This window comes from Actinomyces qiguomingii (assembly GCF_004102025.1).
Lineage (GTDB): Bacteria > Actinomycetota > Actinomycetes > Actinomycetales > Actinomycetaceae > Actinomyces > Actinomyces qiguomingii.
In genome coordinates this window covers 3,856,512-3,879,882 of the sequence record NZ_CP025228.1, presented here as the reverse complement: position 1 = coordinate 3,879,882, position 23,371 = coordinate 3,856,512, and the positions used below count along the sequence as shown (strand labels likewise).

16 protein-coding genes are annotated in these 23,371 nt (G+C 67.8%); 8 read left to right on the top strand and 8 right to left on the bottom strand.

Annotated elements, in window-relative coordinates:
* The first annotated feature begins 141 nt into the window (after positions 1–141).
* Positions 142–5,592 (top strand): acyl-CoA dehydratase activase-related protein, encoded by a 5,451-nt coding sequence (locus tag CWT10_RS16210; RefSeq protein WP_233188047.1) that lies wholly within the window; start codon positions 142–144, stop codon positions 5,590–5,592.
* A 49-nt stretch (positions 5,593–5,641) separates the two neighbouring features.
* Here CWT10_RS16210 and CWT10_RS16205 read toward each other — a convergent pair whose 3' ends face one another.
* A complete protein-coding gene (locus CWT10_RS16205) occupies positions 5,642–6,292 on the bottom strand; it encodes a septum formation family protein (RefSeq protein ID WP_158247601.1) in 651 nt (216 codons plus the stop codon).
* Between the two features lie 535 nt (positions 6,293–6,827).
* Here CWT10_RS16205 and CWT10_RS16200 point away from each other — a divergent pair.
* Entirely contained in the window at positions 6,828–7,688 is an 861-nt protein-coding gene (locus CWT10_RS16200; protein WP_103061743.1) for a hypothetical protein, read from the top strand.
* 81 nt (positions 7,689–7,769) lie between these two features.
* Here CWT10_RS16200 and pgm read toward each other — a convergent pair whose 3' ends face one another.
* A complete protein-coding gene (pgm, locus tag CWT10_RS16195; RefSeq protein ID WP_103061744.1) occupies positions 7,770–9,449 on the bottom strand; it encodes a phosphoglucomutase (alpha-D-glucose-1,6-bisphosphate-dependent) in 1,680 nt (559 codons plus the stop codon).
* Between the two features lie 277 nt (positions 9,450–9,726).
* Here pgm and CWT10_RS16190 point away from each other — a divergent pair, with 277 nt between their 5' ends.
* Both CWT10_RS16190 and CWT10_RS16185 read left to right on the top strand, forming a co-directional pair.
* Positions 9,727–10,134 carry a RidA family protein gene (locus tag CWT10_RS16190; protein ID WP_103061745.1) on the top strand — a complete coding sequence of 136 codons (408 nt, stop codon included), beginning with the start codon at positions 9,727–9,729 and terminating at the stop codon, positions 10,132–10,134.
* Positions 10,135–10,224: 90 nt separating this feature from the next.
* Positions 10,225–11,673 carry an ATP-binding protein gene (locus CWT10_RS16185; RefSeq protein WP_233187980.1) on the top strand — a complete coding sequence of 483 codons (1,449 nt, stop codon included), beginning with the start codon at positions 10,225–10,227 and terminating at the stop codon, positions 11,671–11,673.
* 130 nt (positions 11,674–11,803) lie between these two features.
* Here CWT10_RS16185 and CWT10_RS16180 read toward each other — a convergent pair whose 3' ends face one another.
* Positions 11,804–13,030, bottom strand: coding sequence for a Gfo/Idh/MocA family protein (locus CWT10_RS16180; RefSeq protein WP_199176291.1), 1,227 nt, complete (start codon positions 13,028–13,030; stop codon positions 11,804–11,806).
* 175 nt (positions 13,031–13,205) lie between these two features.
* Here CWT10_RS16180 and CWT10_RS16175 point away from each other — a divergent pair, with 175 nt between their 5' ends.
* Together CWT10_RS16175 and CWT10_RS16170 are read left to right on the top strand one after the other, a co-directional pair.
* A complete protein-coding gene (locus CWT10_RS16175; RefSeq protein ID WP_103061746.1) occupies positions 13,206–14,528 on the top strand; it encodes an AAA family ATPase in 1,323 nt (440 codons plus the stop codon).
* Between the two features lie 16 nt (positions 14,529–14,544).
* On the top strand, positions 14,545–15,213 hold the full coding sequence (locus CWT10_RS16170) for an RloB domain-containing protein (RefSeq protein ID WP_158247575.1): 669 nt from the start codon (positions 14,545–14,547) through the stop codon (positions 15,211–15,213).
* A gap of 62 nt (positions 15,214–15,275) precedes the next feature.
* On the opposite strand, the gene CWT10_RS16165 is transcribed toward CWT10_RS16170, so the two are convergent.
* The 4 genes from CWT10_RS16165 to CWT10_RS16150 form a co-directional block, all read right to left on the bottom strand.
* Positions 15,276–16,085 (bottom strand): carbohydrate ABC transporter permease, encoded by an 810-nt coding sequence (locus CWT10_RS16165; RefSeq protein WP_103061748.1) that lies wholly within the window; start codon positions 16,083–16,085, stop codon positions 15,276–15,278.
* Positions 16,085–17,032 (bottom strand): carbohydrate ABC transporter permease, encoded by a 948-nt coding sequence (locus CWT10_RS16160; protein ID WP_199176292.1) that lies wholly within the window; start codon positions 17,030–17,032, stop codon positions 16,085–16,087. Before CWT10_RS16160 ends, CWT10_RS16165 begins: the two co-directional genes overlap by 1 nt.
* Before the next feature lie 111 nt (positions 17,033–17,143).
* Positions 17,144–18,514 carry an ABC transporter substrate-binding protein gene (locus tag CWT10_RS16155; RefSeq protein ID WP_103061749.1) on the bottom strand — a complete coding sequence of 457 codons (1,371 nt, stop codon included), beginning with the start codon at positions 18,512–18,514 and terminating at the stop codon, positions 17,144–17,146.
* A 71-nt stretch (positions 18,515–18,585) separates the two neighbouring features.
* Positions 18,586–19,599 carry a carbohydrate kinase family protein gene (locus CWT10_RS16150; RefSeq protein ID WP_103061750.1) on the bottom strand — a complete coding sequence of 338 codons (1,014 nt, stop codon included), beginning with the start codon at positions 19,597–19,599 and terminating at the stop codon, positions 18,586–18,588.
* Between the two features lie 112 nt (positions 19,600–19,711).
* On the opposite strand from CWT10_RS16150, the gene CWT10_RS16145 reads away from it, so the two are divergent.
* Both CWT10_RS16145 and CWT10_RS16140 read left to right on the top strand, forming a co-directional pair.
* Positions 19,712–20,461: a DeoR/GlpR family DNA-binding transcription regulator gene (locus tag CWT10_RS16145; protein ID WP_103061751.1), complete on the top strand. Its 750-nt coding sequence runs from the start codon at positions 19,712–19,714 to the stop codon at positions 20,459–20,461.
* Positions 20,458–21,867, top strand: coding sequence for a family 4 glycosyl hydrolase (locus tag CWT10_RS16140; RefSeq protein WP_103061752.1), 1,410 nt, complete (start codon positions 20,458–20,460; stop codon positions 21,865–21,867). Before CWT10_RS16145 ends, CWT10_RS16140 begins: the two co-directional genes overlap by 4 nt.
* Positions 21,868–22,109: 242 nt before the next feature.
* Here CWT10_RS16140 and CWT10_RS16135 read toward each other — a convergent pair whose 3' ends face one another.
* Entirely contained in the window at positions 22,110–23,354 is a 1,245-nt protein-coding gene (locus CWT10_RS16135) for a TIGR02391 family protein (protein WP_158247576.1), read from the bottom strand.
* Positions 23,355–23,371 lie beyond the last annotated feature (17 nt).

Below are 23,371 nucleotides of genomic sequence, written 5' to 3'. Positions count from 1 at the left end.
AAGTCCTTGGGCCGGAAGTCCTGGGTTGAGGTAATTTCAACGCCGTTGAACCTGTGGGCGGGCTCGATTACGGTCCTGCACTACCCCGGGTCCCGGGTGGCCCTGGAAGCAGATCGTCCGTACGGGTCGAGAGGTGAAGGCATGATCGACAACGCCGACCGCAGTGGCGTCGAACCGCGCTCCGACGCCGCGTCCGTCTCACAGTCAGTCTCGCAGTCCGTCCCAGAAACCGCTGCCCGTTCCGCCGCGCCCGCAGTAGGTGCGCCGGTGGCCGGCACCGGCCCGTCCCTCATGGCTGTCCCGCTGGGCATGCCCGCCTTCCCCGCCCGCCGCGCCGATGTCGGCTCCGCCGCCGGCGGCGCGGCGTCACACGCAGCCGCATCCGAAGCCGGTGTCACCGACCATGCCGCCAATAATGCAGCCGCCCTGCGCCTGGGCCTGGATGTCGGCTCCACCACCGTAAAGCTCGTGCTCGTGCCCGAACCGGTCGCGGGCGCGCCCTTCCCCGAGCCGGTCTTTGCCGCGTACCGCCGCCACCACGCCGACGTGCGCGGCGAGGTCTCCCGCCTGCTGGGCGAGGTCAGCGCCGCCTTCCCGGGCGCGCGCGTGCGCGGCGCCGTCACCGGCAGCGCCGGGCTCAACCTGGCCAACCTGATGGGCCTGCCCTTCGTGCAGGAGGTCATCGCCGAGACCCGCACCGTGCAGGCCAAGAACCCCGAGGCCGACGTCATCATCGAACTCGGCGGCGAGGACGCCAAAATCACCTACCTGCACCCCACCCCCGAGCAGCGCATGAACGGCACCTGCGCGGGCGGCACCGGCGCCTTCATCGACCAGATGGCGCAGCTGCTGCACACCGACGCCTCCGGCCTGAACGAGCTGGCCGCCAAGTACCAGACCCTCTACCCGATCGCCTCCCGCTGCGGCGTGTTCGCCAAGTCCGACCTCCAACCGCTGATCAACCAGGGCGCCGCGAGCGAGGACCTGGCCGCCTCCGTGCTGCAGGCCGTGGTCACCCAGACCATTGCCGGCCTGGCCTGCGGTCGCCCCATCCGCGGCAACGTCATGTTCCTGGGCGGCCCGCTGCACTTCCTGCCCGAGCTGCGCCGGGCCTTCGAACGCACCCTGGCCGACCAGGTCGACTCCTTCACCTGCCCCGACGACGCCCAGCTGTACGTCGCCGTCGGCGCCGCCCTCCTGGCGGAGGGGGAGCCGACGCCGCTGACCGCCATCGCCGACCGCCTCGCCTCCCGCCGCGCCGCCGGCACGGGCGCCAGCCGCATGCGCCCCCTGTTTGCCGACGACGCCGAGCTGGCCGCCTTCCGCGCCCGCCACGCCCGGGCCACGGTGGAGCGGGTCGGCTGGCCCGCCCCGCCCGCCACCGAGGCCGACGATGTCTGCGCCGGTGCCAACACGCCCGGCGGCACGGACTCCGCTGAGGAAGCCGCACACACCACCGCCCCCACCCGCTACGAGGACTGCTTCCTGGGCATAGACGCCGGCTCCACCACCATCAAGGCCGTCGTCATCGACTCCCAGGACCGCATCGTGTGGGAGCACTACGCCGGCAACGAGGGTGACCCCGTCACCGCCGCCGTCGAGATCCTGCGCCGCATCCACCTTCAGATGCCCGCGCACGTGCGCATCGTGCGCTCCTGCGTCACCGGCTACGGCGAGGGCATTGTCAAGGCGGCGCTGCGCATTGACGAGGGGCTCGTGGAGACCATGGCCCACTACCGGGCCGCCGCCCACCTGAACCCCGGCGTCACCAGCGTCATCGACATCGGCGGGCAGGACATGAAGTACCTGCGCATCCGCGGCGGCGCCATCGACTCCATCTCCGTCAACGAGGCCTGCTCCGCCGGCTGCGGCTCCTTCCTGCAGACCTTCGCCCAGTCCATGGGCCAGTCCATCCAGGACTTCTCCGCCTCCGCACTGACCGCGCAGGACCCGGTGGACCTGGGCAGCCGCTGCACCGTGTTCATGAACTCCTCGGTCAAGCAGGCTCAGAAGGACAGCGCCACCCCCGGCGACATCAGCGCCGGGCTGTCCTACTCGGTAGTGCGCAACGCCCTGTACAAGGTCATCAAGCTGCGCGACGCCTCCCAGCTGGGCGAGCGCATCAGCGTCCAGGGCGGCACCTTCCTCAACGACGCCGTGCTGCGCGCCTTCGAACTGCTCACCGGCCGCGAGGTGGTCCGCCCGGACATCGCCGGCCTGATGGGCTGCTTCGGCGCCGCCCTGACGGCGCACCAGACCTACGACGGCGTCCCCGGCACGCTCATGAGCCTGGCCGAGCTGTCCCGCTTCGGCTACACCTCCGAGACCACGGTGTGCAAGCTGTGCCAGAACCACTGCAAGCTGACCATCACCACCTTCAACGACGGCCAGCGGCACGTGTCCGGCAACCGCTGCGAGCGCGGCGCCACCCAGGAGCGGCGCAAGACCAAGTCCGACATGCCCAACCTGTACGACTACAAGTACCGGCGCACCTTCGCCTACCGGCGCCTGCGCCAGGGGCAGGACACCCGCGGCGAGATCGGCGTGCCCCGGGTGCTGGGCATGTACGAGAACTACCCGCTGTGGTTCACGATCCTCACCCAACTGGGCTTCCGCGTCATGGTGTCGGGCCGCTCCAACCACGAGCTGTTCGAGAAGGGCATGGACTCCATCCCCTCCGAGAACGTGTGCTACCCGGCCAAGCTCGCCCACGGGCACGTCCAGTCGCTGATCGACAAGGGCGTGCAGACCATCTGGTTCCCCTGCGTCTTCTACGAGCGCGGGCTCGTGGACGGCGCCGACGACCACTACAACTGCCCGATCGTGGCCACCTACCCCGAGGTCATCCGCAACAACGTCGAAGCCATCCACGACGGCGCGCCGGGCTCCGCCGCCGCGCAGGCGGAGGCGGTAACTGACAAGGCCGCGGTGCTGGAGGGCGCCGAGTCGGCCGCCACGTCCAGCCGTAAAGGCGCAGCGGCCAAAGACTCCAGGTCTCCTGTCGGCGACGTGGGCGGCGTGCGCATGCTCGCCCCCTTCCTCAACCTCGCCGACCCCGTCAAACTGGCCGAGCGGCTGGTGGAGGTATTCGCCGACTGGGACGTGACCCTCCCCGAAGCCCGCAAGGCCGTGGCGGCGGGCTTCGCCGAGGACGCCGCCTTCAAGGCGGACGTGCGCGCCGAGGGCCGCCGCACCCTGGAGTGGATGCGCGAGCACGGCCGCAAGGGCATCGTGCTGGCTGGACGTCCGTACCACATCGATCCCGAAATCAACCACGGCGTCCCCGACGTCATCAACACCCTGGGTATGGCGGTGCTGTCCGAGGACTCGATCCTGCCCGAGCCGGAACCTGCCCCCGAAGCCGTCGGGGACGGAGCCGAGCACGCGGTGGCGGGCGGCGCGCTGTCCCGCGCCGTTGCCGCCATGCGCCGCGGACTGCGGGCCGGCCTGGGCCACGGCGAGGAGAATCCGCAGGCGCCGGCCGACTGGTCCGACGTCACCGCGGAGGGGCTGCCGGCGCCGACAGCATCGGTCGCCGTCGCCGACGTGTCCCCGAAACTGCGCGTGCGCGACCAGTGGGCCTACCACTCGCGCCTGTACCGGGCCGCCGAGCTGGTCACCCGGGCCGACGATCTGGAACTGGTGCAGTTGAACTCCTTCGGCTGCGGCGTCGACGCCGTCACCACCGACCAGGTGCAGGAGATCCTGGAGTCCGCGGGTGGGGTGTACACCACCCTCAAGATCGACGAGGTCTCCAACCTCGGTGCCGCCACCATCCGCCTGCGCTCGCTCGCCGCCGCCAGCCAAGCCCGCCGTCGGCAAAGTGGTGAAGCCGGCATGGAGGCGGCGGACGCCGTCGGCGAGCAGGCGCAGGAACTGGCGAACCAGCCCGTCGAGATCGATACCACCGCATCCGCCGCCCGGCAGGCGATCGCCGTCGGCAAGGAGGGCGGCGCCGCCGTGCGCGAGAACCCGGCGCCAGCGGATGACGGTGACCGCACGCTCGCCGGGCGCGTGGCCCGCAGCGAGCGGAACCTGCCGGCCGCCACCACCCCGATGTTCGCCGAGGAGATGCGCCAGACCCACACCATCCTCATGCCGCAGATGAGTCCGATCCACTTCCGGCCGCTGGAGCCGCTCATGCGGCGCCTGGGCTACCAGGTGGAGCTGCTGGAGTCCGCCAGCAAGGCCGACCTCGAGGTGGGGCTGCGCTACGTCAACAACGATGCCTGCTTCCCCGCGATCATGGTGATCGGACAGCTTATCGGCGCCTTTGAGGACGGCTCCCACGATCCCGACAAGTGCGTGGTCGCCATCTCCCAGACCGGCGGCATGTGCCGCGCCACCAACTACGCCGCCATGCTCCGCAAGGGCCTGCGCGAGGCCGGCTACCCACAGATCCCGGTGCTGGCCGTCTCCCTGCAGGGCATTGAGGAGAATCCGGGTTTCAAGCTCAGTCCCACCATGGCCTACAAGGCACTGCAGGGGGTCGTAATCGGCGACACCCTGAGCACCTGCCTGCTGCGGGTGCGCCCCTACGAGGCGGTGCCCGGCTCCGCCCGGGCCCTGTACGAGCGCTGGAACGCCATCATTTGCGAGTTCTTCGAGCATAAGGGCCGCTCGGCCACCTGGGGTGGGCGCATCGGCTACCGCCGCCTGCTGCGGGAGATGGTGCGGGAGTTCGACGCCCTGGAACTGGCGGATGTGCCCCGCAAGCCGCGCGTCGGCGTGGTGGGGGAGATCCTGGTCAAGTTCCAGCCGGACGCCAACAACCACGTGGTGGACGTCATTGAGGCCGAGGGCTGCGAGGCCGTGGTCCCCGGGCTGCTGGGCTTCTTCCTCAACGGCATGTCCACCGCCCAGTGGCGGGCCGATGTTTACGGCATCGGCACCGACACCGTCTACCAGAAGAAGGCGGGGGTGTGGTTCATCGAGCAGGTGCAGGCCCCGGCCCGGGCCGCCCTGGCGGCCGCCGGCGGGAAATTCGATGTCGAGTCCCCGATTACGGAAATGGCCGAGAAGGCCAGCCAAATCCTCAGCCTGGGCAACCAGGCCGGGGAGGGCTGGCTGTTGACCGCGGAGATGATCGAACTGATCGAGCACGGCGCCCCCAATATCGTGTGCTGCCAGCCCTTCGCCTGCCTGCCCAACCACGTGGTCGGCAAGGGCATGTTCCGGGAGATCCGCCGCCGCTACCCGCAGGCCAATATCGTCGGCATCGACTACGACCCCGGGGCCAGTGAGGTCAACCAGCTAAACCGCATCAAGCTGATGATCTCCACCGCCTTCATGATGCAGGACGAGGCCGCCCGGGACGAGGCCGCTCGGGCCAAGGCCGGGCCAGACGAACTCGGGCGGATGCCGAGCACGGGCGCGTTGGATGCTGCGGCTAACGACGCACAGCTGGGCGAGGGGACGGGAATGACAGCGGCGGCTGCGGGGCCTGCGCTCACCGGCATCAACAACGCCTCGGACGATGGCCGCACCACCCGGGATCTGATAGCGGGCCTCGGTCCCGCGCCTGACGGCACGCCTACCTCGCCGGATGTCGCCGTTCCCGATCGTGTCGGCGCGGGCACCGGCAGGGCGTAGGACGGTGTCGCAAATGGTGAGGTGGAGTGGCGGATGGCGGCCGTGACGCTCAGTTACCGGCGTTGCGGGCGGTGCCGGTCAGCTCGCTGCCGTCCACGGAGGTCAGGATGCAGGAGACCGCGCGGTCGCCCTGCTGCCAGGTGGCCTTCGTCGGACGCAGCGAGGTGACTGCGTAGCGGCCCTGTGAATAGGCGTCGTTGTAGCTGATGCCGACGTAGGACTCGAAGGCGTCGTAGCAGATGTCCGCAACGTACTGCTCCATGACGTAGCCGACGGGGAAGCCGTCCGCGGAGATCGTGCCCTCGGCGTAGACCTCATACAGGTGCGGGGAGGCACAGTCGACCAGTGTTGCGCTGGCAACGGTTCCGTCGGATTCCGTGCCCTCGGACGCGTCGGCTGTCGCTGAGGCGGTGGCGGGTGGCGTGCTGGATGCGTCGGTTGCGGTAGGAGTACTGGCGGAGGTCGAGTTGTCTCCGTAGATGAGGCAGTCGCCCACCTTGATTTCCATGGCGGATACGGTCTGGGCGCTCGCGGTGGCGCTGGCGTCCTCGGGCAATGCGATCTCGCTGGGGGCGGCAGACACCGATGGCGTTGCCGCTGCGGTGGCGGTGTCAGCATTGGTGCCGCCTTGGCAGGCCGTCAACCCCGGCGCCAGCAGGAGTGCGGCGAGGGCGGTGAACGCGGTGAGGGTTTTACGCATGTATCTAGGCTGACACATATCGGCCAGGACTCAGAACGGCGTTGGATGCGAGTCGCTTACTCAACATCCGGAGCGCACGACCGGCTCCGGGCGCCGCCATCGCCGCCGGGTGCCGCCATCGCCGCCGGGTGCCGCCATCGCCGCCGGGTGCCGCCATCGCCGCCGGGTGCCGCCATCGCCGCCGGGCGCCGCCATCGCCGCCGGGCGCCGCCGGGGCTCGCCCGAGGAGCGGCAAAGTCATGCGAATCGGCCCAATGACTGGGGGCCTGTCATGAAATGCAGCACTTTCAGCTGGCAGCCGCATCCGCCGCAGGGTGAAACCGCATGACCATGCGCTTGCTCTGGTGTCTGCCGGTGCGTAGCCGTGGGAAAGTGCTGCATTTTGTGACAGCTCGGGCGGTGTCGGCGCCCGCAGCCAGGGGCGGGGGAGCTGACTGTCAGGTCACGGCAGCGCTTTGAAGGTGCGGCCGGCACGTTTTCCACAGGATCGTTCTATTCATTGAATATGGATAGCTGTGTTTGACATGATTTAAGCATGGATCCCTATGCTAGGGAGGATCGTCTCCTGATTGAGCTCAGTCGGTCCGGCGCGGTGAGGCGGGCGCGGCTGTGCCGTGATCGCTCCGACTGGCGCGCGCTCGCCCGCCTCGTCTCAACCGGCAGAGTCAAGGCCTATCCCCAGGGTGTGGTGGCGCTGCCGCACGTCGATCGGGCGACGATTGTTGCCAGGCGCGTGGGTGGCCTGCTGACCTGTGGTCGTGCCCTTGCTCATTACGGGATTGCGCAACGCGAGGAGCCGGCTTCGATCCACATAGCCGTCCCACGCGGGCATACGCACATCCCCTCCGGTGTGGGACGCATTGTCATCCACTATGTCGACGGCCTGGCGCCGAAAGACCCGTTGGAACCACCGATCGCCGATCCCGAATCCGTCGTGCTGACGGTCATGCGGTGTGCCGACGAGCTCGATGCGCTGATCGCACTGGATGCCGCTGTGCGAATCGGGCTGGTTGACAAGACCACGCTTCTGGCCCGGTTGGTGGGCCCGCGCAATGGTCGCCTGCGCGGGCTTGTGGGGCGGGCCGATCCTCGGGCCCGATCCCTCTTGGAGACGATCGCACGCTACGACTTGCAGGAGGCCGGGCAGGAGCCGGAGGTCGCCGCCGATCTGGGCTTCGAGGTGGATCTGCTCATGGGACGCCTGGTCATTGAAACGGACGGATACGCCTACCACGGCGACCGGAAATCGTGGGAGAACGATCATCGTCGCGACCAGTCGTTGCTGCGGCGGGGTTATGTGCCGCTCAGGCTGACCAGTTCTCAGGTGCTCTCGCGGCAGACCGTACAACTCGTCGAACCGGTGGCCCGCCGCCTGGGCTGTTGGCGCGAGGAGTGAATACGGGGGCCGGCGATGGGATGACCCCATCGCCGGCTCCGGCTGCATTGTGGCGTGGTGGCTGTGCCTACCGTGCGGTGGTCAGCCGCCGAGGGCGGCGGAGACCACCTGCTTGGCCTCCTCCTGGACCTGAGCCAGGTGCTCGGCGCCCTTGAAGGACTCGGCGTAGATCTTGTACACGTCCTCCGTGCCCGAGGGACGCGCCGCGAACCAGGCGTTGGCGGTAGTGACCTTGAGCCCGCCGATGGGGGCGTCATTGCCGGGGGCGCGCACCAGGCGGTCGGTGATCGGCTCCCCGGCCAGCTCGGTGGCGGTGACGTCCTGCGGCGACAGCGCGGCCAGCTTGGCCTTCTCCTCCTTGGTGGCGGCGGCGTCAATGCGGGCATAGGCGGAGGCGCCGAAGCGCTCCACCTGCTCCTCGTGCAGCTGGGAGGGGGTCTTGCCGGTGATGGCGATGATCTCACTGGCTAGCAGGGCCAGGATGATGCCGTCCTTGTCCGTGCTCCACACGGTGCCGTCCTTGCGCAGGAAGGAGGCGCCGGCGCTCTCCTCGCCGCCGAAGCCGACAGAGCCGTCCAGCAGGCCGGGCACGAAGTGCTTGAAGCCGACCGGCACCTCCACCAGCTTGCGGCCCATGGCGTCCACGACCCGGTCGATCAGGCTGGAGGAGACCAGCGTCTTGCCGACGGCGGCCTCCGCGGGCCAGCCGGGCCGGTGCGTGAACAGGTACTCGATGGCCACGGCCAGGTAATGGTTGGGGTTCATCAGCCCGTCGGGGGTGACGATGCCGTGGCGGTCGGAGTCGGCGTCGTTACCGGTGGCGACATCGTAGGGGGTGTTGCCCTCGGCGTCGGGGGTCATGGCGTTGCGCAGTGACGCCATGGCGTTGGGGGAGGAGCAGTCCATGCGGATCTTGCCGTCCCAGTCCAGGGTCATGAAGGACCAGGCCGGGTCGACCTTCGGGTTGACCACGGTCAGGTCCAGGCCGTAGCGCTCGCCGATGGCGCCCCAGTAGTCCACGGAGGCGCCGCCCAGCGGGTCGGCGCCGATGCGCACGCCGGCATCGCGGATGGCATCCATATCGATGACGTTCTCGAGGTCGGCCACGTAGGTCTCGAGGTAGTCGTGCTTGACGACGTAGTTGCCGTCCAGCGCCTCGGCGATCGGCACGCGCGGCACCTCGCGCCAGCCGTCGGCCAGCAGCTCATTGGCGCGGGCGGCGATCCAGCTGGTGGCGTCGGAGTCGGCGGGGCCACCGTGGGGTGGGTTGTACTTGAAGCCGCCGTCGCGGGGCGGGTTGTGCGAGGGGGTAACCACGATGCCGTCGGCCAGGCCGGGGCCGTTGGTGCGCACGCCGGACTCGGTGGCGGCGCCGTTGGCCAGTAGGATCGAGTGCGAGACGGCGGGGGTGGGCGTGTAGGAGCCGCGAGCGTCCACGGCGGTGGTGACGCCCGCGCCGGCGAGCACCTCAATGGCGGTGCGCCAGGCGGGCTCGGACAGGGCGTGAGTGTCGCGGCCGATGTAGAGCACGCCGTCGGTCCCCTGGGAACGCCGGTACTCGACGATCGCCGCGGTGGTGGCGACGATGTGAGCCTCGTTGAAGGCGGTGTCCAGGGATGAGCCGCGGTGACCGGAAGTGCCGAAGACGACCTTCTGCGCCGGGATCGCGGGGTCGGGGACGAGTTCGTAGTAGGCGTTGACGACCTCATCGACGTCAATGAGATCCTCTGGTTGGGCGGGAAGTCCTGCGCGTTCGTGCATGGATGCAGTGTGTCACGGACCACGGAGCATGTCCTGGGATTCCCGGAGAGCGGACGTATTGGTCTTGCGGCCGCGGGTGCGGCAACCGTTCCTGGGATAGGCGTGAACCAGTCCGGACCGACCGTTTCGAGGCGTCATTAGTGCCGGTCTCGGCGTGTTACTGGTGCCGGTCTCGGCGTGTTACTGGTGCCGGTCTCGCGGGGAACGACGGCGTGGTGGCGGGGGCGCCGGGCAGCCGCGGGGCATCGGGCCACGGGCGCGCGGCTAGGATGCCGACATGTCCACTGTTGCACAGACCGCCATTGCCACCACCAGCGCCCCGGCCGCCGTCGGACCCTACTCCCAGGCCGTGTCCACCGGCGCGGGCAGCGGCGCCACCGTCTACATCTCCGGGCAGGTGCCGCTCGACCCTGCCACCGGCGAACTGGTCGATGGCGGCATCGCGGCCCAGGCCGAGCGGGTGTTGACCAATATCGGCGCGATCCTTGAGGCTGCCGGCCTGGGGTACGAGCACGTCGTCAAGACCACCGTGCTGCTGGCGGACATCGCCGACTTCGCCGCCGTCAACGAGGTCTATGCGCGCTTCTTCACCGGCGCGGTGCTGCCCGCCCGGGCAGCCTTCCAGGTGGCGGCGCTGCCGCTGGGCGCCGGCGTGGAGATCGAGGCCGTCGCGGTGCGCCCCTGAGGGGCGCCGCCGGCGCCGCCGCCGCGGCGGCTGCTCGTCTGCTACTGACAAGCTACTGACAACTACTGTTAATTTCTTTACAGTAGGTCTGTGAAGACGGCTGTGAGAGAGCCGACAGGCAAGATCGACTTCGATGCGCTGGCGGTGGCAGAACCGCGGCAGCGCGGGGTGCTGCTCGCTGGTGCGCCGGAGACCCAATGGTTTGAACGCAAGTCGGTGCGCGTCGACGCCAAGCGGCTCGCTGCCGCGCTGATCGGCATGGCCAATGCCGAAGGCGGCATGGTGGCTGTGGGGGTCAGCGAGGGGCGGATTGAAGGTATTGACGGTGAGACCCGCAAGGTCAACCGACTGCGCCGGGTCCCGGTTGATCTCATCGATCCGCCACTCGTGCTCAGGGTGGAGGAGATGCCGGTCGAACGCTCCGACCACACGCAGGACCATGTCCTGGTGTTTCTGGTGGAGCCGAGTCGTCACGCCCATCAACGCACCGGCGAGGAGGCATTCATTCGGGCGGGTGACTCGACCATCACGCTGAGTCGGACAGCTTGGCAGGAACTCGTCTACGACCGTGAGGCCGATGCCTATGAGGCGCAGCCGGCTCCAGTCGGCCTAGAAGGTGTGGACTCGGCTCGTGTAGATGCGCTTCGGAAGGTCATTGGCGCGGAAGGGGATGACCTGCACGTACTGCGCGCACGCTCTCTAGTAACTCCCGATGATCGATTGACGGTTGCCGGACTGCTCCTGGTGGGGGTGCACCCGCAGCGTTTCCTCCCGCAGGCACTCGTGCGCGTGCTGCGATACCAGGCCGATGAGACCGGTGTGGGATCACGCCAGACGATGGTTGCCGATGGTGATCGCCGCCTGGAGGGCACGATCCCGGAGATGATTGAAGCCGCCTTCTCCTTGGTCGAGGAGTGGGCTCCACGCCGTCGTGCACTCGGCGTAGATGGCAAATTCGGTCCGGTGGATGTCATTCCTCGCGAGGCGTGGATGGAGGCGATCGTCAACGCAGTCATCCACCGCTCGTACTCGATGGCTGGTGACCACATCCGGGTCTCGATCTTCCCGCATCGTATTGAGGTCTCCTCGCCGGGCCGTTTCCCCGGACTGGTCGACCCGTCCCGACCGCTTGAGATCGCCAGATATGCGCGTAACCCGCGTATCGCGCGCGTCTGCTCGGACCTGGGATTCGCTCAGGAGCTGGGTGAGGGGATTTGTCGCATGGTGGGGCAGATGCGCCAGGCGGGTCTCGGTGACCCGGTGTACCGGCAGACGTCGACGAGTGTAATAGTGAGTCTGGATGCCGCCTCGCGAATATCGACGACGGTTGTCGACCGGCTTGGCCGGCCCGCGCTCGATGCCATGGCGTTGCTGCGCAGCACCGGGCCGCTCGGTACTGCGGACATTGCTGACGCGATGGGTGTCACCCGCCAAACGGCGCTGAAGCGCCTCAAGGCTCTGGAGGCCGAGGGATTGGTGATGCGCACCGGTAGGTCGCCGCGAGACCCGCGATCTACGTGGGTCATCCCCTGGGCCTGACCAGCAGGTACGTTCCGCCGAAGGTGTGGATCCCGCAGGCACCTGCTACTGACAAGCTACTGACAACTACTGTTAATTTCTTAACAGTAGTTGTCAGTAGTTGACAGCCCTGATCGGTGGGCGCCGGCCCTCAGGCCCAGTCCTCGACGTCGGTGGTCACGTCCCGCCCGGAGGCGGCGGCCTCATCGATGGCGCAGGACAGCAGATGGTCCTGACAGGCCTGCGCCAGCGGGTAGGGCGCCGGTCCCTCCTCCCGCACCCACCGGCCGGTGTCCTGAAGGATGGTGGCGACGGCGAGGTCGTCCTCGCTCATGCGCGTGCCCACCCACGGGTTGCGGTAGACGACCCGCCCGTCCAGGCTGGCGTGGATCAGGTCGTTGCCCTCGAGGTTCAGGTCGCGCCCCGTGCGCCGGTACTCGATCCGACTGGTCACCGCCCCGGCGTCGGGCACCCAGCGGGTGACGGCGTCGTCGACGATCTCCCCCAGGGTGCCGCGCACCAGCACGCGGCGGGACAGCAGCGGGTTGTGCCACTGATTAGAGGTGAACTCGTAGACGCCGGTGCGCTCGGAGTCGAAGGCGAGGGTGGCGAGCACCGTCTGACCGGGCTCGACCGCGGGTACGGCACTCCAGCCGTCGCGGCCCAGCGGCTGGAGGAGCGGCGCCGGGAAGCTGCGGGCGGTGACGGTGACGGGACCGTCCAGCGGGGCGGCGTCGTCGGCGAGGAGGTGCCGCAGCAGGGAGACGGCGTGGTAGCCGTGCGTGGAGGAGACCTGCGCCCAGGTTGGGGTGCCGATGGTGCCGGCGCGGATGGCCGCGAGGCGGGCGGCGTGAGAGGGCATGCGCGGGTACTGCTCGGCGACCTGTACCAGCCCGGAGGAGCCGACGTCGTGCCACAGGGAGCGCAGCGAGTCGGGTTCGGGCGCGGGCGGAGTCTCCGACAGTACCGGCATTCCGCGTTCCACCAGTTCACGGATGAGGTCCGGCATGGCGGTCCAGCTCACCGACGGCACGACCAGCTCGGGGGAGCGGGCCAGGACGCCGTCCAGGGAGTCGGTGGTGACCACGCCGAACTCCTCGGCCAGGGCAGCGCGCGACTCGCCGCGGCGGGCCAGGACGCCCACGCACTCCAGGTGCTCGGGAGCCATGGCGGCCAGGCGCAGGAAGAAACGGGCGCGCCAGCCGCCGCCGACGACGCCGAAGCGCACCGGCCCGCCCGAGGGCGGGGCCGGGCTCTGGTCGGGCATGGGGGCGCTGTAGGGGCGCGTGGGCTCGGGCGCGGAGGGGTGGCGCGGGTAGCGCGGGGCGGGCTCTGGCTGAGCGGGGGTGCGGGCGGTGGCGTGAGCGGCGCTGCTCATGACGGGCTCCTTCGACTCCGGCGAGGTGGTAACGACGCTATACCCCGGGCCGGGAAGGGACAACGGTGTGCGCGGCGGGCACCGGTACACAGTCGCACAAGCGGCATGCTACACTTGATGCAGTGATTCTGCTTTAAGTGCGTAGCGTTTGCGAGTGTTCCTCTAGGAGGTCGGCATGCTTCGGTACCTGCGGGTGCAGAACTGGAAGTCCTACTACGAGCCGGTCGAGTTCTCCATGGTCGCAACACGTGAGCGGCAGCATGGCGAGCGACTCGCCAAGATCGGCCGATCCCGGGTGCTGCCCGTATCGGCGATCTACGGCGCCAACGCAGCGGGCAAGTCCACCTTCGTAGAAGCCGTGGAGGCACTGCGGAATCTGGTGCTCGATACGCGTCCGGCGGGTGCCGCCCTACGCATGACGCCGCATCTGCTCAGGGGCCGGGGTGAGCCCACCGCATTCGGGGTCGAGTTCGTCGCCCCGGTCCACGACGGCGCCGGGGCCGAGCGGGACCAGGTGTTCATCTACGAGGTCGCCGCAGACAGGCGCAGGATTCGGCGCGAGTCCCTGGTGCTGGTGCGCACGCGCACGGAGGAGTTCGTCTTCGATCGGAACGGTGACGACGTCGAACTGTACGGTGAACTCGACGACAATCCGCGTGCAGGAGCGCATGCAACCGTCATCGCTGACAACGAGACCTTCCTGGGCGCGGTCGGCTCCGACGGCGGGCCGCTCATTGAGGCCGCTCGCGCCTGGTTCGCGCATCAGCTCACCGTGATCCACCCCGGTGACCGGTACGTGTACTTGCCGGCGCGCATAGATGCCGACGACATGTTCGCCTCCGCCATGAACGAGGGACTGACCCGGGCCGATACCGGCATCTCGCGCCTGGAGTTGGAGGCCATGGAGATGGCGGCGCTGCCCCTGCCCGCGGAGCGCGTGGACGAGCTGGTTGAGATGCTTGAGGATCGGGGTGGCTCCCTGGTGATCGGCATGGAGGACAGCGACTGGGCTTTGCTGTCCCTCGATGAGGGGGAGCCGACGGCGAGGCGACTGGTGACGCTCCACGAGGCGGACGAACCGCCGGGGGCGGCATCGGCGTCGTTCAGGCTTCAACTGCGCGAGGAGTCCGACGGTACACAGCGCTTCATGAATCTTCTGCCGGTGCTCCTCCAGTTGCGCGACGAGGACACGCGCAGAGTCTTCGTTGTCGACGAGCTGGAGAACTCGATGCATCCCAAGCTCACCGAGGATTTTCTCCGCTCCTTCCTCGAGGGTCTTGATGCGGACGACCGACGCCAGCTGATATTCACCACCCACGAGGTTCAGTTGATGCGCTCCGATGTGCTGCGCCGAGACGAGATCTGGCTGGCGGACAAGGTTGAGGGGCAGTCGCGCCTCACCCGAGTCACTGACTTCTCCGATGCGGGGGTGCGGAAGGACGCCGACCTCCTCTCCTTCTACATGTCTGGCCGACTCGGCGGCGTGCCCAAGATCTAGGGGTGAAGGAGTAGCCGTGGGCAAGCGCAGGACGAGGCCACAAGGACAACGAAAGGACCGGCGCGGGTCGATCCTGGCCAAGGAGCCATTCTTCTTCTGCGCCGAGGGGCAGACGGAGGAGCGTTATGTGCGTGCTCTGCTGCAGTACAGGTACGAAGACATGTTCGCTCCGCAGCCGTCGGGGCCACGCTCCAGGCGGCCGGGGCGGGAGACCTCGCTCGTGAACCTGATTGATCATGCGCGTAGAGCCGAGAAGCAGTGGAAGCGTTCCGAGCGGGGCCAGACCATCTGGATTGTGTGCGATGCTGACGCCAATGAGCCGCACAGAGAGGCGTTGGAGCGCTGGCTCAACGAAGAGGGCGATCACAGGTGTGCGATGCAGGCGGTAGCTATCGAGGCGTGGCTCCTCCAACACTGTGATGGTGCGACCAGACCGTTTACTGCAGAAGAAGCGCTTCGTCGTCTTCAAAAGCAGTGGCCAGGGTACGCGAAGGGTATAGAGGTTCCGAAGTGGCTGATCGACCACACCGATGAGGCCTGTAAGCGAGAACGCGACTTCTTACGGGGCGCGACCAACTCCGGCGCCTGGCCCGTCGAGCGATCCAGTCAGATTCCGTCGCTCATCGCCTATCTCGATGAACTGAAGGGAGAACTCGACAAGCGGAAACGAGAGCTACAAAGGTAAGCCGACTGTGGCGCCTGTGCCGGTTGTGCGGCCGTGACCTCCGTGGCGGCGCCCCGGCGCACTCACCCCTTGACGGCGCCCTCCGTCATACCCGAGATGAACTGCTTCTGCAGCAGCAGGTAGAGCACGACCATCGGCAGCGCGACGAGTACGGCCCCCGCAGCGAGCAGGGTGGATCCCTGTGTGTACTGGCCCTGGAAGAAGGCCAGGCCGAGTGGCGCCGTGCGCATCTTGCCGGACGGCGACATGACTAGTGGGATCAGGAAGTCGTTCCAGGTCCACATGAAGGTCAGGACTATCTGTGTGACGATCGCCGGCCGGCCGAGCGGCAGGAGAATGGAGATCAGGATGCGCACGTCTCCGGCGCCGTCTATGCGTGCGGCCTCCAGGATGGCCGGGTCGACGCCGCGGAAGTAGGCGCGCATCCAGAATGTGCCGAAGGCCAGGGACTGCGCCGTTTGGGGAAGCGCCACCGCCCAGATCGTGTCCGTCAGCCCGGCGTCGCGCAGATCGAAGAACAGCGGCAGGACGATCGCCTCGGAGGGCACCATGATGCCGAGCAGGAAGACATAGAACAGAATGTCGCCGCCGCGGGGACGGAGGATGCCGAGCACGTATCCGCTCATGAGCGACAGCACGAGGGCGAGGGAGACCACCAGTACGGCGATGATGACCGAATTGGTCATGTATTGGGAGAAGTGCCCCTGCCTCCAGGCGGTGGCGAAGTTCTCCAGATGCCAGAAGGAGTCGTCCCCGATCCGTTCGGACTGAAGTGAGAGCAGCAGTACGTAGAGGATCGGGATGAGCGCCTGCGCGGCGAACAGGACGAGAATGACGTAGTTGAGAACCCTCTCGGTGACGGAGGCGCGCATCAGTCCCGCTCCCCGAGGAGATTGATGGCGAGGTTTATTGCGAAGATGACCAGGGTGAGGATGACCGCCAGGGATGAGGCCGTGCCCACACTGCCGAGTCGGAAGGCCTGGTTGTAGACCTCGTAGGAGGGGACCGTGGTGGAGGTCCCGGGACCGCCGGAGGTGGTGACGTAAACGAGGTCGAATGTCTTGAGTGCGGCGATGACGGTCAGTGTGAGCGAGACGAGGATCTCCGCCCTGACTCCGGGAATGGTGATGTGCCAGAAGCGTCGCCACCAGCCGGCGCCGTCGATGGTGGCGGCCTCGTAGTAGTCCTTGGGAATGTTCGCGATGCCGCTCATGAGCAGCACGGTGACGAGCCCGGTGCTGACCCAGGTGCCGATCAGCCCGACGGCGACGAGCGCCGTCGAGAAGTCGCCCAGCCAGGTGCGAGTCAGCGAACCGAGGCTGAATCCCCGAAGAATGGAGTTGAGTAGACCGTCGGGTGCGTATATGCGTCGCCAGGCGATGGCTAGGACCACCATCGCGATCACCTGCGGCAGGAAGACCACGGTGCGGAAGAAGCCCAGGCCGCGCACTTGGGTTCGCGTCAGCAGCGTGGCTAGGACAAGGCCCACGATCAGGGGGATGACGGCGTAGAAGGCGATCAGGACGAGCGCATGCAGGAAGGCCCCCAGTAGTCGCTCATCGGAAAAGGTAGTGACATAGTTCTGCACCCCGACCCATTCTCCGACGCCGAGGCCGTCCCACCGGTAGAAGGACAGTATGAGCACTCGTCCCAGGGGATAGAGCATGAAAAGGCCGTAGACGAGCAGCGGCAGGGCGAGCAGAATCACTGAGATCACCGTGCGCCCCTGTTGCTTGTTGAGAAGGCGCCGGGGTCGGGGGCCGTCCTCGTGGGGTGACTGCGGTGTCGCGGCGGTGCCGGGCATGATGGGTGCGTTCATGATCAGCCTTGGTGACAGTGGGTGGAAGCCGGCACGGTTCCCGTTCGCCGGCGGTTCCGAACCGGAGTCAGTGTCCAGTCCGGAACCGCCGTGGCCGGAAACAGCATCGGCTCAGTCCCCGGTGAACTCGGTGTAGGCGGCCTCCAGTACGTCGAGGAACTCCTGGGGGGTGGACTTGCCGTCCAGGAGCTCTTGGAGCGCGTCCCCGAGGACCTGGTCGAAGGTTGGGGTCGCGTAATCGAGGTACGGGAGTACGTCACCGGTGGTGGTGAGTGTGTCGAAGGCGGTCATGACGTCGTTTGTCACGCTGATGGTGTCCGTGGCGAATGCGGCCGTGTCATTGACGGGTACATTTCCGGTGTCTGCCAGCACCTGCATCGCGTCGGCATTGGTGATGAAATCGATGTATGCGGCGGCGGCGTTCGGCTCCTTCGCCGCCGAGGTGATGGCGAAGGGCAGACCGGTGCCGCCGGTGGTGGCGACCCTCCCGGTCTCGGATGACGCCGGTGGGAGCATGAAGACCACATCCTCGCCGAGGACGTCGGCCAGATCCGGGGCCAGCCACGAGCCGGCCATCAGGTAGATGCCGGCGCCCTTGGCGAAGTCCTGCCAGACGGTGTCGTAGTCCAGGCCGTTGAACCCCTCGTTGAAGTAGCCCTTTTTCGCCCAGTCCTGCAGTTGCGTGGCGGCTGCCAGGTTCTTGTCGGTCACCCATGAGGCCCCGGCGTTCCCGAAGCCGAGGTCGCGGATCTGCTCCGCGGGGACGTGTGCCCCCTGAACGGGGCCGAAGACGTGCAGGGCCGGCCATTTCTCGACGTTGCCGAGCATGAGAGGAGTCTGGCCCGCGTCCTTGATCGTCTGGAGCTGTCCGTCGAACTCCTCCCAGGTGGCGGGCGGCTCGAGGCCGAGTGCTTGCAGTCGTGAGGGGGAGTAGTAGATGCCGACGGCTTCGCCCACCTGGGGCAGACCCCACAGCGATCCCTCTCCGAAGACAGTCCCGTCCGCCGAGTAGGAGGAGTAAGAGAGGATCGCGGGGCTATAGCTCTGATCCCAGCCGTAGGCGCTGACCCAGGGGTCCAGACTGATGAGCTGGCCCGCGGGGACGAATTGGCCCATGGTGTTGCGGCCGTTGTTGGCCTGAACCACGTCCGGAGCGTCATCGCCCGTGAGCGCCAGACGCAAAGTGGTCTGCAGGTCGTCGAATGACTGCGAGACTCGGTTGATGGTTATGTTCGGATACTTCTCCATGAAGGCGGCGTTGAGCCGCTCCATCTGCTCGTTCTGACCGCCGCGGGTCTCCTGATCCCAGACAGTGAGCGTCTGCTCGGGCAGGCCGGCGATGTCGGTTGATACCTCGACGGCGCCGGTGGAGGCTGTGGAGCTGCTTCTGCCTCCGGGGGCACAGGCGGCCAGGAGTCCCAGGGCGGTGACTGTGCCGGATCCGATCAGGAGACGACGACGGGTGACTAAGGTCCGACCCATCGACGTTGATGGTGTAGTGCGGGGACACATCGGCCTTCTCCTTGTCTTAATAGTTGTGGTCGTGTCGGTTGTTACCGGGTTGACTGTTGGCGGGACTTCGGCGGAACTGCTGGCTCGGCCGGGTCGTCGATGAGGTTCAGGAAGTCGGGGATGAACCCCTCCGGCAGGGGCGTGGTGCGGAGCAGTGCGGCCACCTGCGCCGGGGCGGGGGCGTTGAGCGATCCGCCCGGGCGCCCCAGGGTGGCGGCTGCCACCGCACAGGCCAGGGAGACGGCGGGCCGCAGCCCCAGATCATGCAGGTACGCCCACACGAGCCCGGCGGTGAAGGCGTCTCCGGCGCCGGTGCTGTCCACCACGGGCACTCCCAGGGCCGGCAGCGTCAGTAGCTCCTCCCCGTCGCAGGCGACCGCGCCGTCGCCCCCGCAGGTGACCACCACGACGGGCACCCGTTCGGCCAGGGCGCGGGCGGCCTCGGCGGCGGTGTCGGTCCGCGTGTAGTGGATCGCCTCGGACTCATTGGGGGTGAACACGTCCACAAGATCCAGCGGGGCGAGGTCCTCCTCGCTCCAGCGTCCGGTCGGATCCCAGCCGGTGTCGCCGAAGACCATGGTGGGTGTGGGTCGGCCGCGCCAGCGGGCGATCGTGTCCGTGCCTGCGCCGATCGCACCCAGATCCGCTACGAGCGCCGTCGGCGCCGACGCGTCCGGGGACAGAGCGGGCACGTCGTCGGCGCCGCAGGTGGTCAGGGCGCGGTCGCCGTCCAGGGCCAGGGATACGGTGACATTCTGCCGCCGGGTGTGTTCGGCCCGGGACAGGTCCACCTCCTCGGCCTCCAGCATGTCGGTGACGAGTTGCCCGGCCGGATCCGTGCCCAGGTACGTGCACAGCCCGGTCGGCAGTCCGAGGCGGGTCAGGGCGACCGCCTGGTTGGCGGCGCCTCCGGGCATGAGGGCGCAGTCCTCGACCCGCTGCTCCTCTCCGGGGGCGGTGGCATGAGTCAGGCCGCTCATGACGACGTCGAGGAAGGTGGGCCCGACAACGAGGACTCGGCGGTCTGGGTCGGTGAGTGTTGCGCGATGCGGCATGGGACCTCCTCGTCAGACGCACTGGTCGCTGCGACGTGCACCACTATACTCGAAGTCGCTTGAAGCTGCGCAATCTTGCGCGTAATTGATGTCAATGCGATAGGCTACGTGCATGTTGGCTCAGCAGCGCCGCTCGGCGATCGTGGCAATGGTGAAGGATCGCGGCGGCGTCTCGGTCACCGATCTGGCCCGGGAGCTGAAGGTGTCCGCCTCCACCATCCGCCGCGACCTGAACGCCCTGGGCCGGGAGGGCAGACTCCAGCGGGTGCGCGGCGGAGGCACGATCGAGGCGGACGCCCAGCCCTTCGCGCACGTCGCCGCCCGGGCCGCCGCGGAGAAGGATCGCGTCGGCGCGGCGGCCGCCGGGCTCGTACGCGACCGGGACGTCGTCCTGATCGACATCGGCACCACGGGCGCCGCCGTCGCCAGGCACCTGCGGGGCCGGGACGTCACCGTCGTGACCGCATCCCTCGCCGTCGTCGACGTGCTGCGGGAGGACCGGCAGGTGGAGCTGATCGTGCTGGGCGGGGTGCTGCGCCCCTCCTACCTGTCTCTGGTGGGCGGACTGACCGAGAACGCCCTGGCCCAGATCAGCGCCGACATCGCCTTCATGGGCACCTCCGGGGTGCGTCCGGACGGCACGGTCCTGGACTCCACCGGCATCGAGGTGCCCGTCAAGCGTGCACTCCGGGCCGCGGCCGAGCGCACCTGCCTGGTGGCCACGGCCGACAAGTTCCCCGGGGCCGGACTACTGCCGGTGTGTCCCATCAATGAACTCGAAGTCGTCATAACCACCGCCGCTCCCGGCAGTGCCCCACTGCCGGACCTGGCGGGCACAGCCACGGAGGTGCTGTTCGCATGAAACTGCTCATCATCGGCGGTGGCGGATTCCGCGTGCCCCAGGTGATCGAGGTGCTCGCGGCCGCCCGGGCGGGCTCCGGACCCCACCCGGGCCTGGTGGTGGGCGAGGTGTGCCTGTACGACGTCGCCCCGCGGCGCCTGGACGCCATACGTGCCGTATTGGTGGACCTGGACTTTCCGCACGCGCCCGCACTGACGTCAACCACGCACCTTCGGGAGGCGGTGCGCGGCGCCGACTTCATCTTCTCCGCCATGCGAGAGGGCGGCACCCACGGGCGCGTGCTGGACGAACTCGTCGCCCTGGAGCAGGGCGTGCTCGGGCAGGAGACCGTGGGCGCCGGCGGCTACGCCTACGCCCTGCGCACCATCCCGGCGGCCATGGAGCTGGCCCGCACCGTGCGCGACCTCGCCCCCGAGGCCTGGGTCATCAACTTCACCAACCCCGCCGGCATCATCACCCAGGCCATGCGCACGGTGCTCGGCGGGCGCGTCGTCGGCATCTGCGACACCCCCATCGGGCTGGTGCGACGGGCGACGACGGCGGTCGGCGGAGATGCCGCGCGCGTCTCCCGGGTCGGCGTGGGGGCGGGGGTCGAGTTCGACTACGTGGGCCTGAACCACCTGGGCTGGCTGCGCCGCCTCGTCGTCGACGGCCAGGACCGGCTGCCCGGCCTGCTCGCCGACGACGCCGCCCTGGACCACATGGAGGAGGCGCGCGTCATCGGCTTCGAGTGGGTGCGGGCGCTCGAGGCACTGCCCAACGAGTACCTCTTCTACTACTACCTGGGCCGGGAGTCGCTGGAGCGCATCCGCGCCGAGGCGGAGACCCGCGGCCAGTTCCTGGAGCGCCGGCAGGGGGAGTTCTACGACGCCGTCGCCGCCGATCCGCAGCGGGCGGGGGAGCTGTGGCGGCGCGCGCAGGCCGAGCGCGAGGCCACGTATATGGCCGAGTCACGCGACGCCGCCGACCGCGCCGGGCGTCGCGAGGAGGACATCGCCGGGGGCGGCTACCAGCAGGTGGCCCTCGACCTGATGACCGCCCTGCACACCGGGGTGCCCGCCCGCATGATCCTCGACGTCGGCAATGCCGACGCCAATGGCGACGGCGGTGGGCTGCTGGTGCCGCAGCTGCGTGAGGACGCCGTGGTGGAGGTGCCGTGCGTCGTGGACGGCGGCGGTGTGCGCCCGCAGCGGGTTGGGGCGCTCGCGGGCCCCGAGCTCGGGCTGGTGGTCACGGTCAAGGGTTGCGAGGAGCTGGTCATCGACGCCGCCCTCAGCGGGGATGAGACCCTGGCGTGGCGGGCGCTGGCCGGCCACCCGCTCATCGACTCCGTTAACGTGGCGCGCCGGGTGCTGGACGGCTACCTGGAGCGCAACCCGCTGGTGGCCAGGGCGTTCGGGCGGTGAGGGCGGTGGAATCTCCTATGCGTCCTCGTCCCGTCGACGAGCGCGGTCAGAAGGCGAGCTGTGTTCTGTTTGGTCGATGCCGACCCGTGCTGCCTGGGCCGTGGTGATCAAGCCACGCTGCGAACCGGCGGCAGAGGACAGTGTGTGGAGCGCGTCTGCGGTTCTCATGCGACCTCCTGCTGCGTTTGCTACATCAGTGGTGTAGCAAACGCAGCGTGCACAGAAGTCACGGGGTATGTACCTCAGTCCTTCGCCTCTGGGCGGAGCTCCGCACCGTCCAGACGCCTCATCAGGTACGACAGGATGCTCAGGGCGTCAAGACAATCCTCGTAAGTCAGGGCGCCGGAGTCTTGGAGGGCCTCGATCTCCTCATGGCTGATCGGGTTTCGGAAGGAATAGTGGATTCCTGTGGAAAGAAACTGCTGGCCTCGCTCGATGTCTGCTGCTGTCTGCTTCGTGAAGTCTCCGTTCCTTCGAAACTTCTCGAAGATAGTGAGCTTACCCTTGTCGCCGAAAGCCGCATTGAACAACTTCTGCTCGTTGTCACGAGATAAGTGGCCCTGTTTAGCGATGGCCGACGCGTACGCCTTTATCGCCTCGACGATCGCCGAGTGGTATGCGCCTCGCTCGTAAGAGGGTCTTGACGCTTTCTGGATCGTCGGGTCAAGTCTGCGCCACACGTAGTCCGCGTAAGGTGGTGCGAGACTATGGATATCTTTGGTTAAAGTTGCTTCTTGATCCGCTGTTAGGTCGAGGTCCTCAGAATTGATGTAGTCGAGGATCTTCTCGATCGCGCGACGTACCTCGTCGGACATGATCGATCTCGTCCACTCCTCGGTCGAGATGCCGGTCTTCTTCCGGCTTTGGCTCCTGCGCTCCTGCGACCGCCGGGCCCTCCATTCACGCCCGACCCTTGTTAGTAGTCTCCCAAGGGATTCGCGCAGTTTCTCCATCTCCGGAGCGTCCCATACGAGTGCGCGGCGGTCGGTGGCGATCACGTCTTCGTCGAGGGTGTCGACGAAGTCGACGTCCAGGTAGCCGGTGATGTACGAGTAGGCGTGACTGGACTCGGATGCGCCGAAGAACTCCGGTTCATCAGCCATACGGCCGTGGGCGTACAGGGTGACGCCGCGCGGCACATTGCGCAGCGGCTTGGCCGTGGAGATGATGACACCGCTCACCCCCTGGTCCGCCAAGAATGCGTCCTCTTCCGTGAAGTCGTCGGGGAACGCCCACTCGAATTCTTTGTCCAGAGACTGGAGGCGGAGTGACCGTGAGACGCTGGCCCGGTTTCCCTTCGCATCGGTCACTATCAACGTGAAATTGTCGTCGGCGTAGTTGAACAGCCGGGAGAGGCTGGAGGCGAGCTTCTCCCCGTCTATTGGGGTCTTTCGGCGTAGCTGCGTTAGGACAACGGTCGTTCCGTGTTGGCCGGCTGCGATCGGAACGGACTCCTCCTCTGGGTGGTAGTCGCCCTCAGAGTGCATGAGTTTTTCGTATGACA

Bases quoted from the DNA above. Each gene is read 5' to 3' on its own strand.
- pgm (WP_103061744.1), bottom strand. From the start codon at position 9,449: ATGCACGAACGCGCAGGACTTCCCGCCCAACCAGAGGATCTCATTGAC.
- CWT10_RS16200 (WP_103061743.1), top strand. From the start codon at position 6,828: ATGGATCCCTATGCTAGGGAGGATCGTCTCCTGATTGAGCTCAGTCGG.
- CWT10_RS16205 (WP_158247601.1), bottom strand. From the start codon at position 6,292: ATGCGTAAAACCCTCACCGCGTTCACCGCCCTCGCCGCACTCCTGCTG.
- CWT10_RS16160 (WP_199176292.1), bottom strand. From the start codon at position 17,032: ATGAACGCACCCATCATGCCCGGCACCGCCGCGACACCGCAGTCACCC.
- CWT10_RS16175 (WP_103061746.1), top strand. From the start codon at position 13,206: ATGCTTCGGTACCTGCGGGTGCAGAACTGGAAGTCCTACTACGAGCCG.
- CWT10_RS16140 (WP_103061752.1), top strand. From the start codon at position 20,458: ATGAAACTGCTCATCATCGGCGGTGGCGGATTCCGCGTGCCCCAGGTG.
- CWT10_RS16145 (WP_103061751.1), top strand. From the start codon at position 19,712: ATGTTGGCTCAGCAGCGCCGCTCGGCGATCGTGGCAATGGTGAAGGAT.
- CWT10_RS16150 (WP_103061750.1), bottom strand. From the start codon at position 19,599: ATGCCGCATCGCGCAACACTCACCGACCCAGACCGCCGAGTCCTCGTT.
- CWT10_RS16155 (WP_103061749.1), bottom strand. From the start codon at position 18,514: ATGGGTCGGACCTTAGTCACCCGTCGTCGTCTCCTGATCGGATCCGGC.
- CWT10_RS16190 (WP_103061745.1), top strand. From the start codon at position 9,727: ATGTCCACTGTTGCACAGACCGCCATTGCCACCACCAGCGCCCCGGCC.
- CWT10_RS16165 (WP_103061748.1), bottom strand. From the start codon at position 16,085: ATGCGCGCCTCCGTCACCGAGAGGGTTCTCAACTACGTCATTCTCGTC.
- CWT10_RS16180 (WP_199176291.1), bottom strand. From the start codon at position 13,030: ATGAGCAGCGCCGCTCACGCCACCGCCCGCACCCCCGCTCAGCCAGAG.
- CWT10_RS16210 (WP_233188047.1), top strand. From the start codon at position 142: ATGATCGACAACGCCGACCGCAGTGGCGTCGAACCGCGCTCCGACGCC.
- CWT10_RS16135 (WP_158247576.1), bottom strand. From the start codon at position 23,354: ATGCACTCTGAGGGCGACTACCACCCAGAGGAGGAGTCCGTTCCGATC.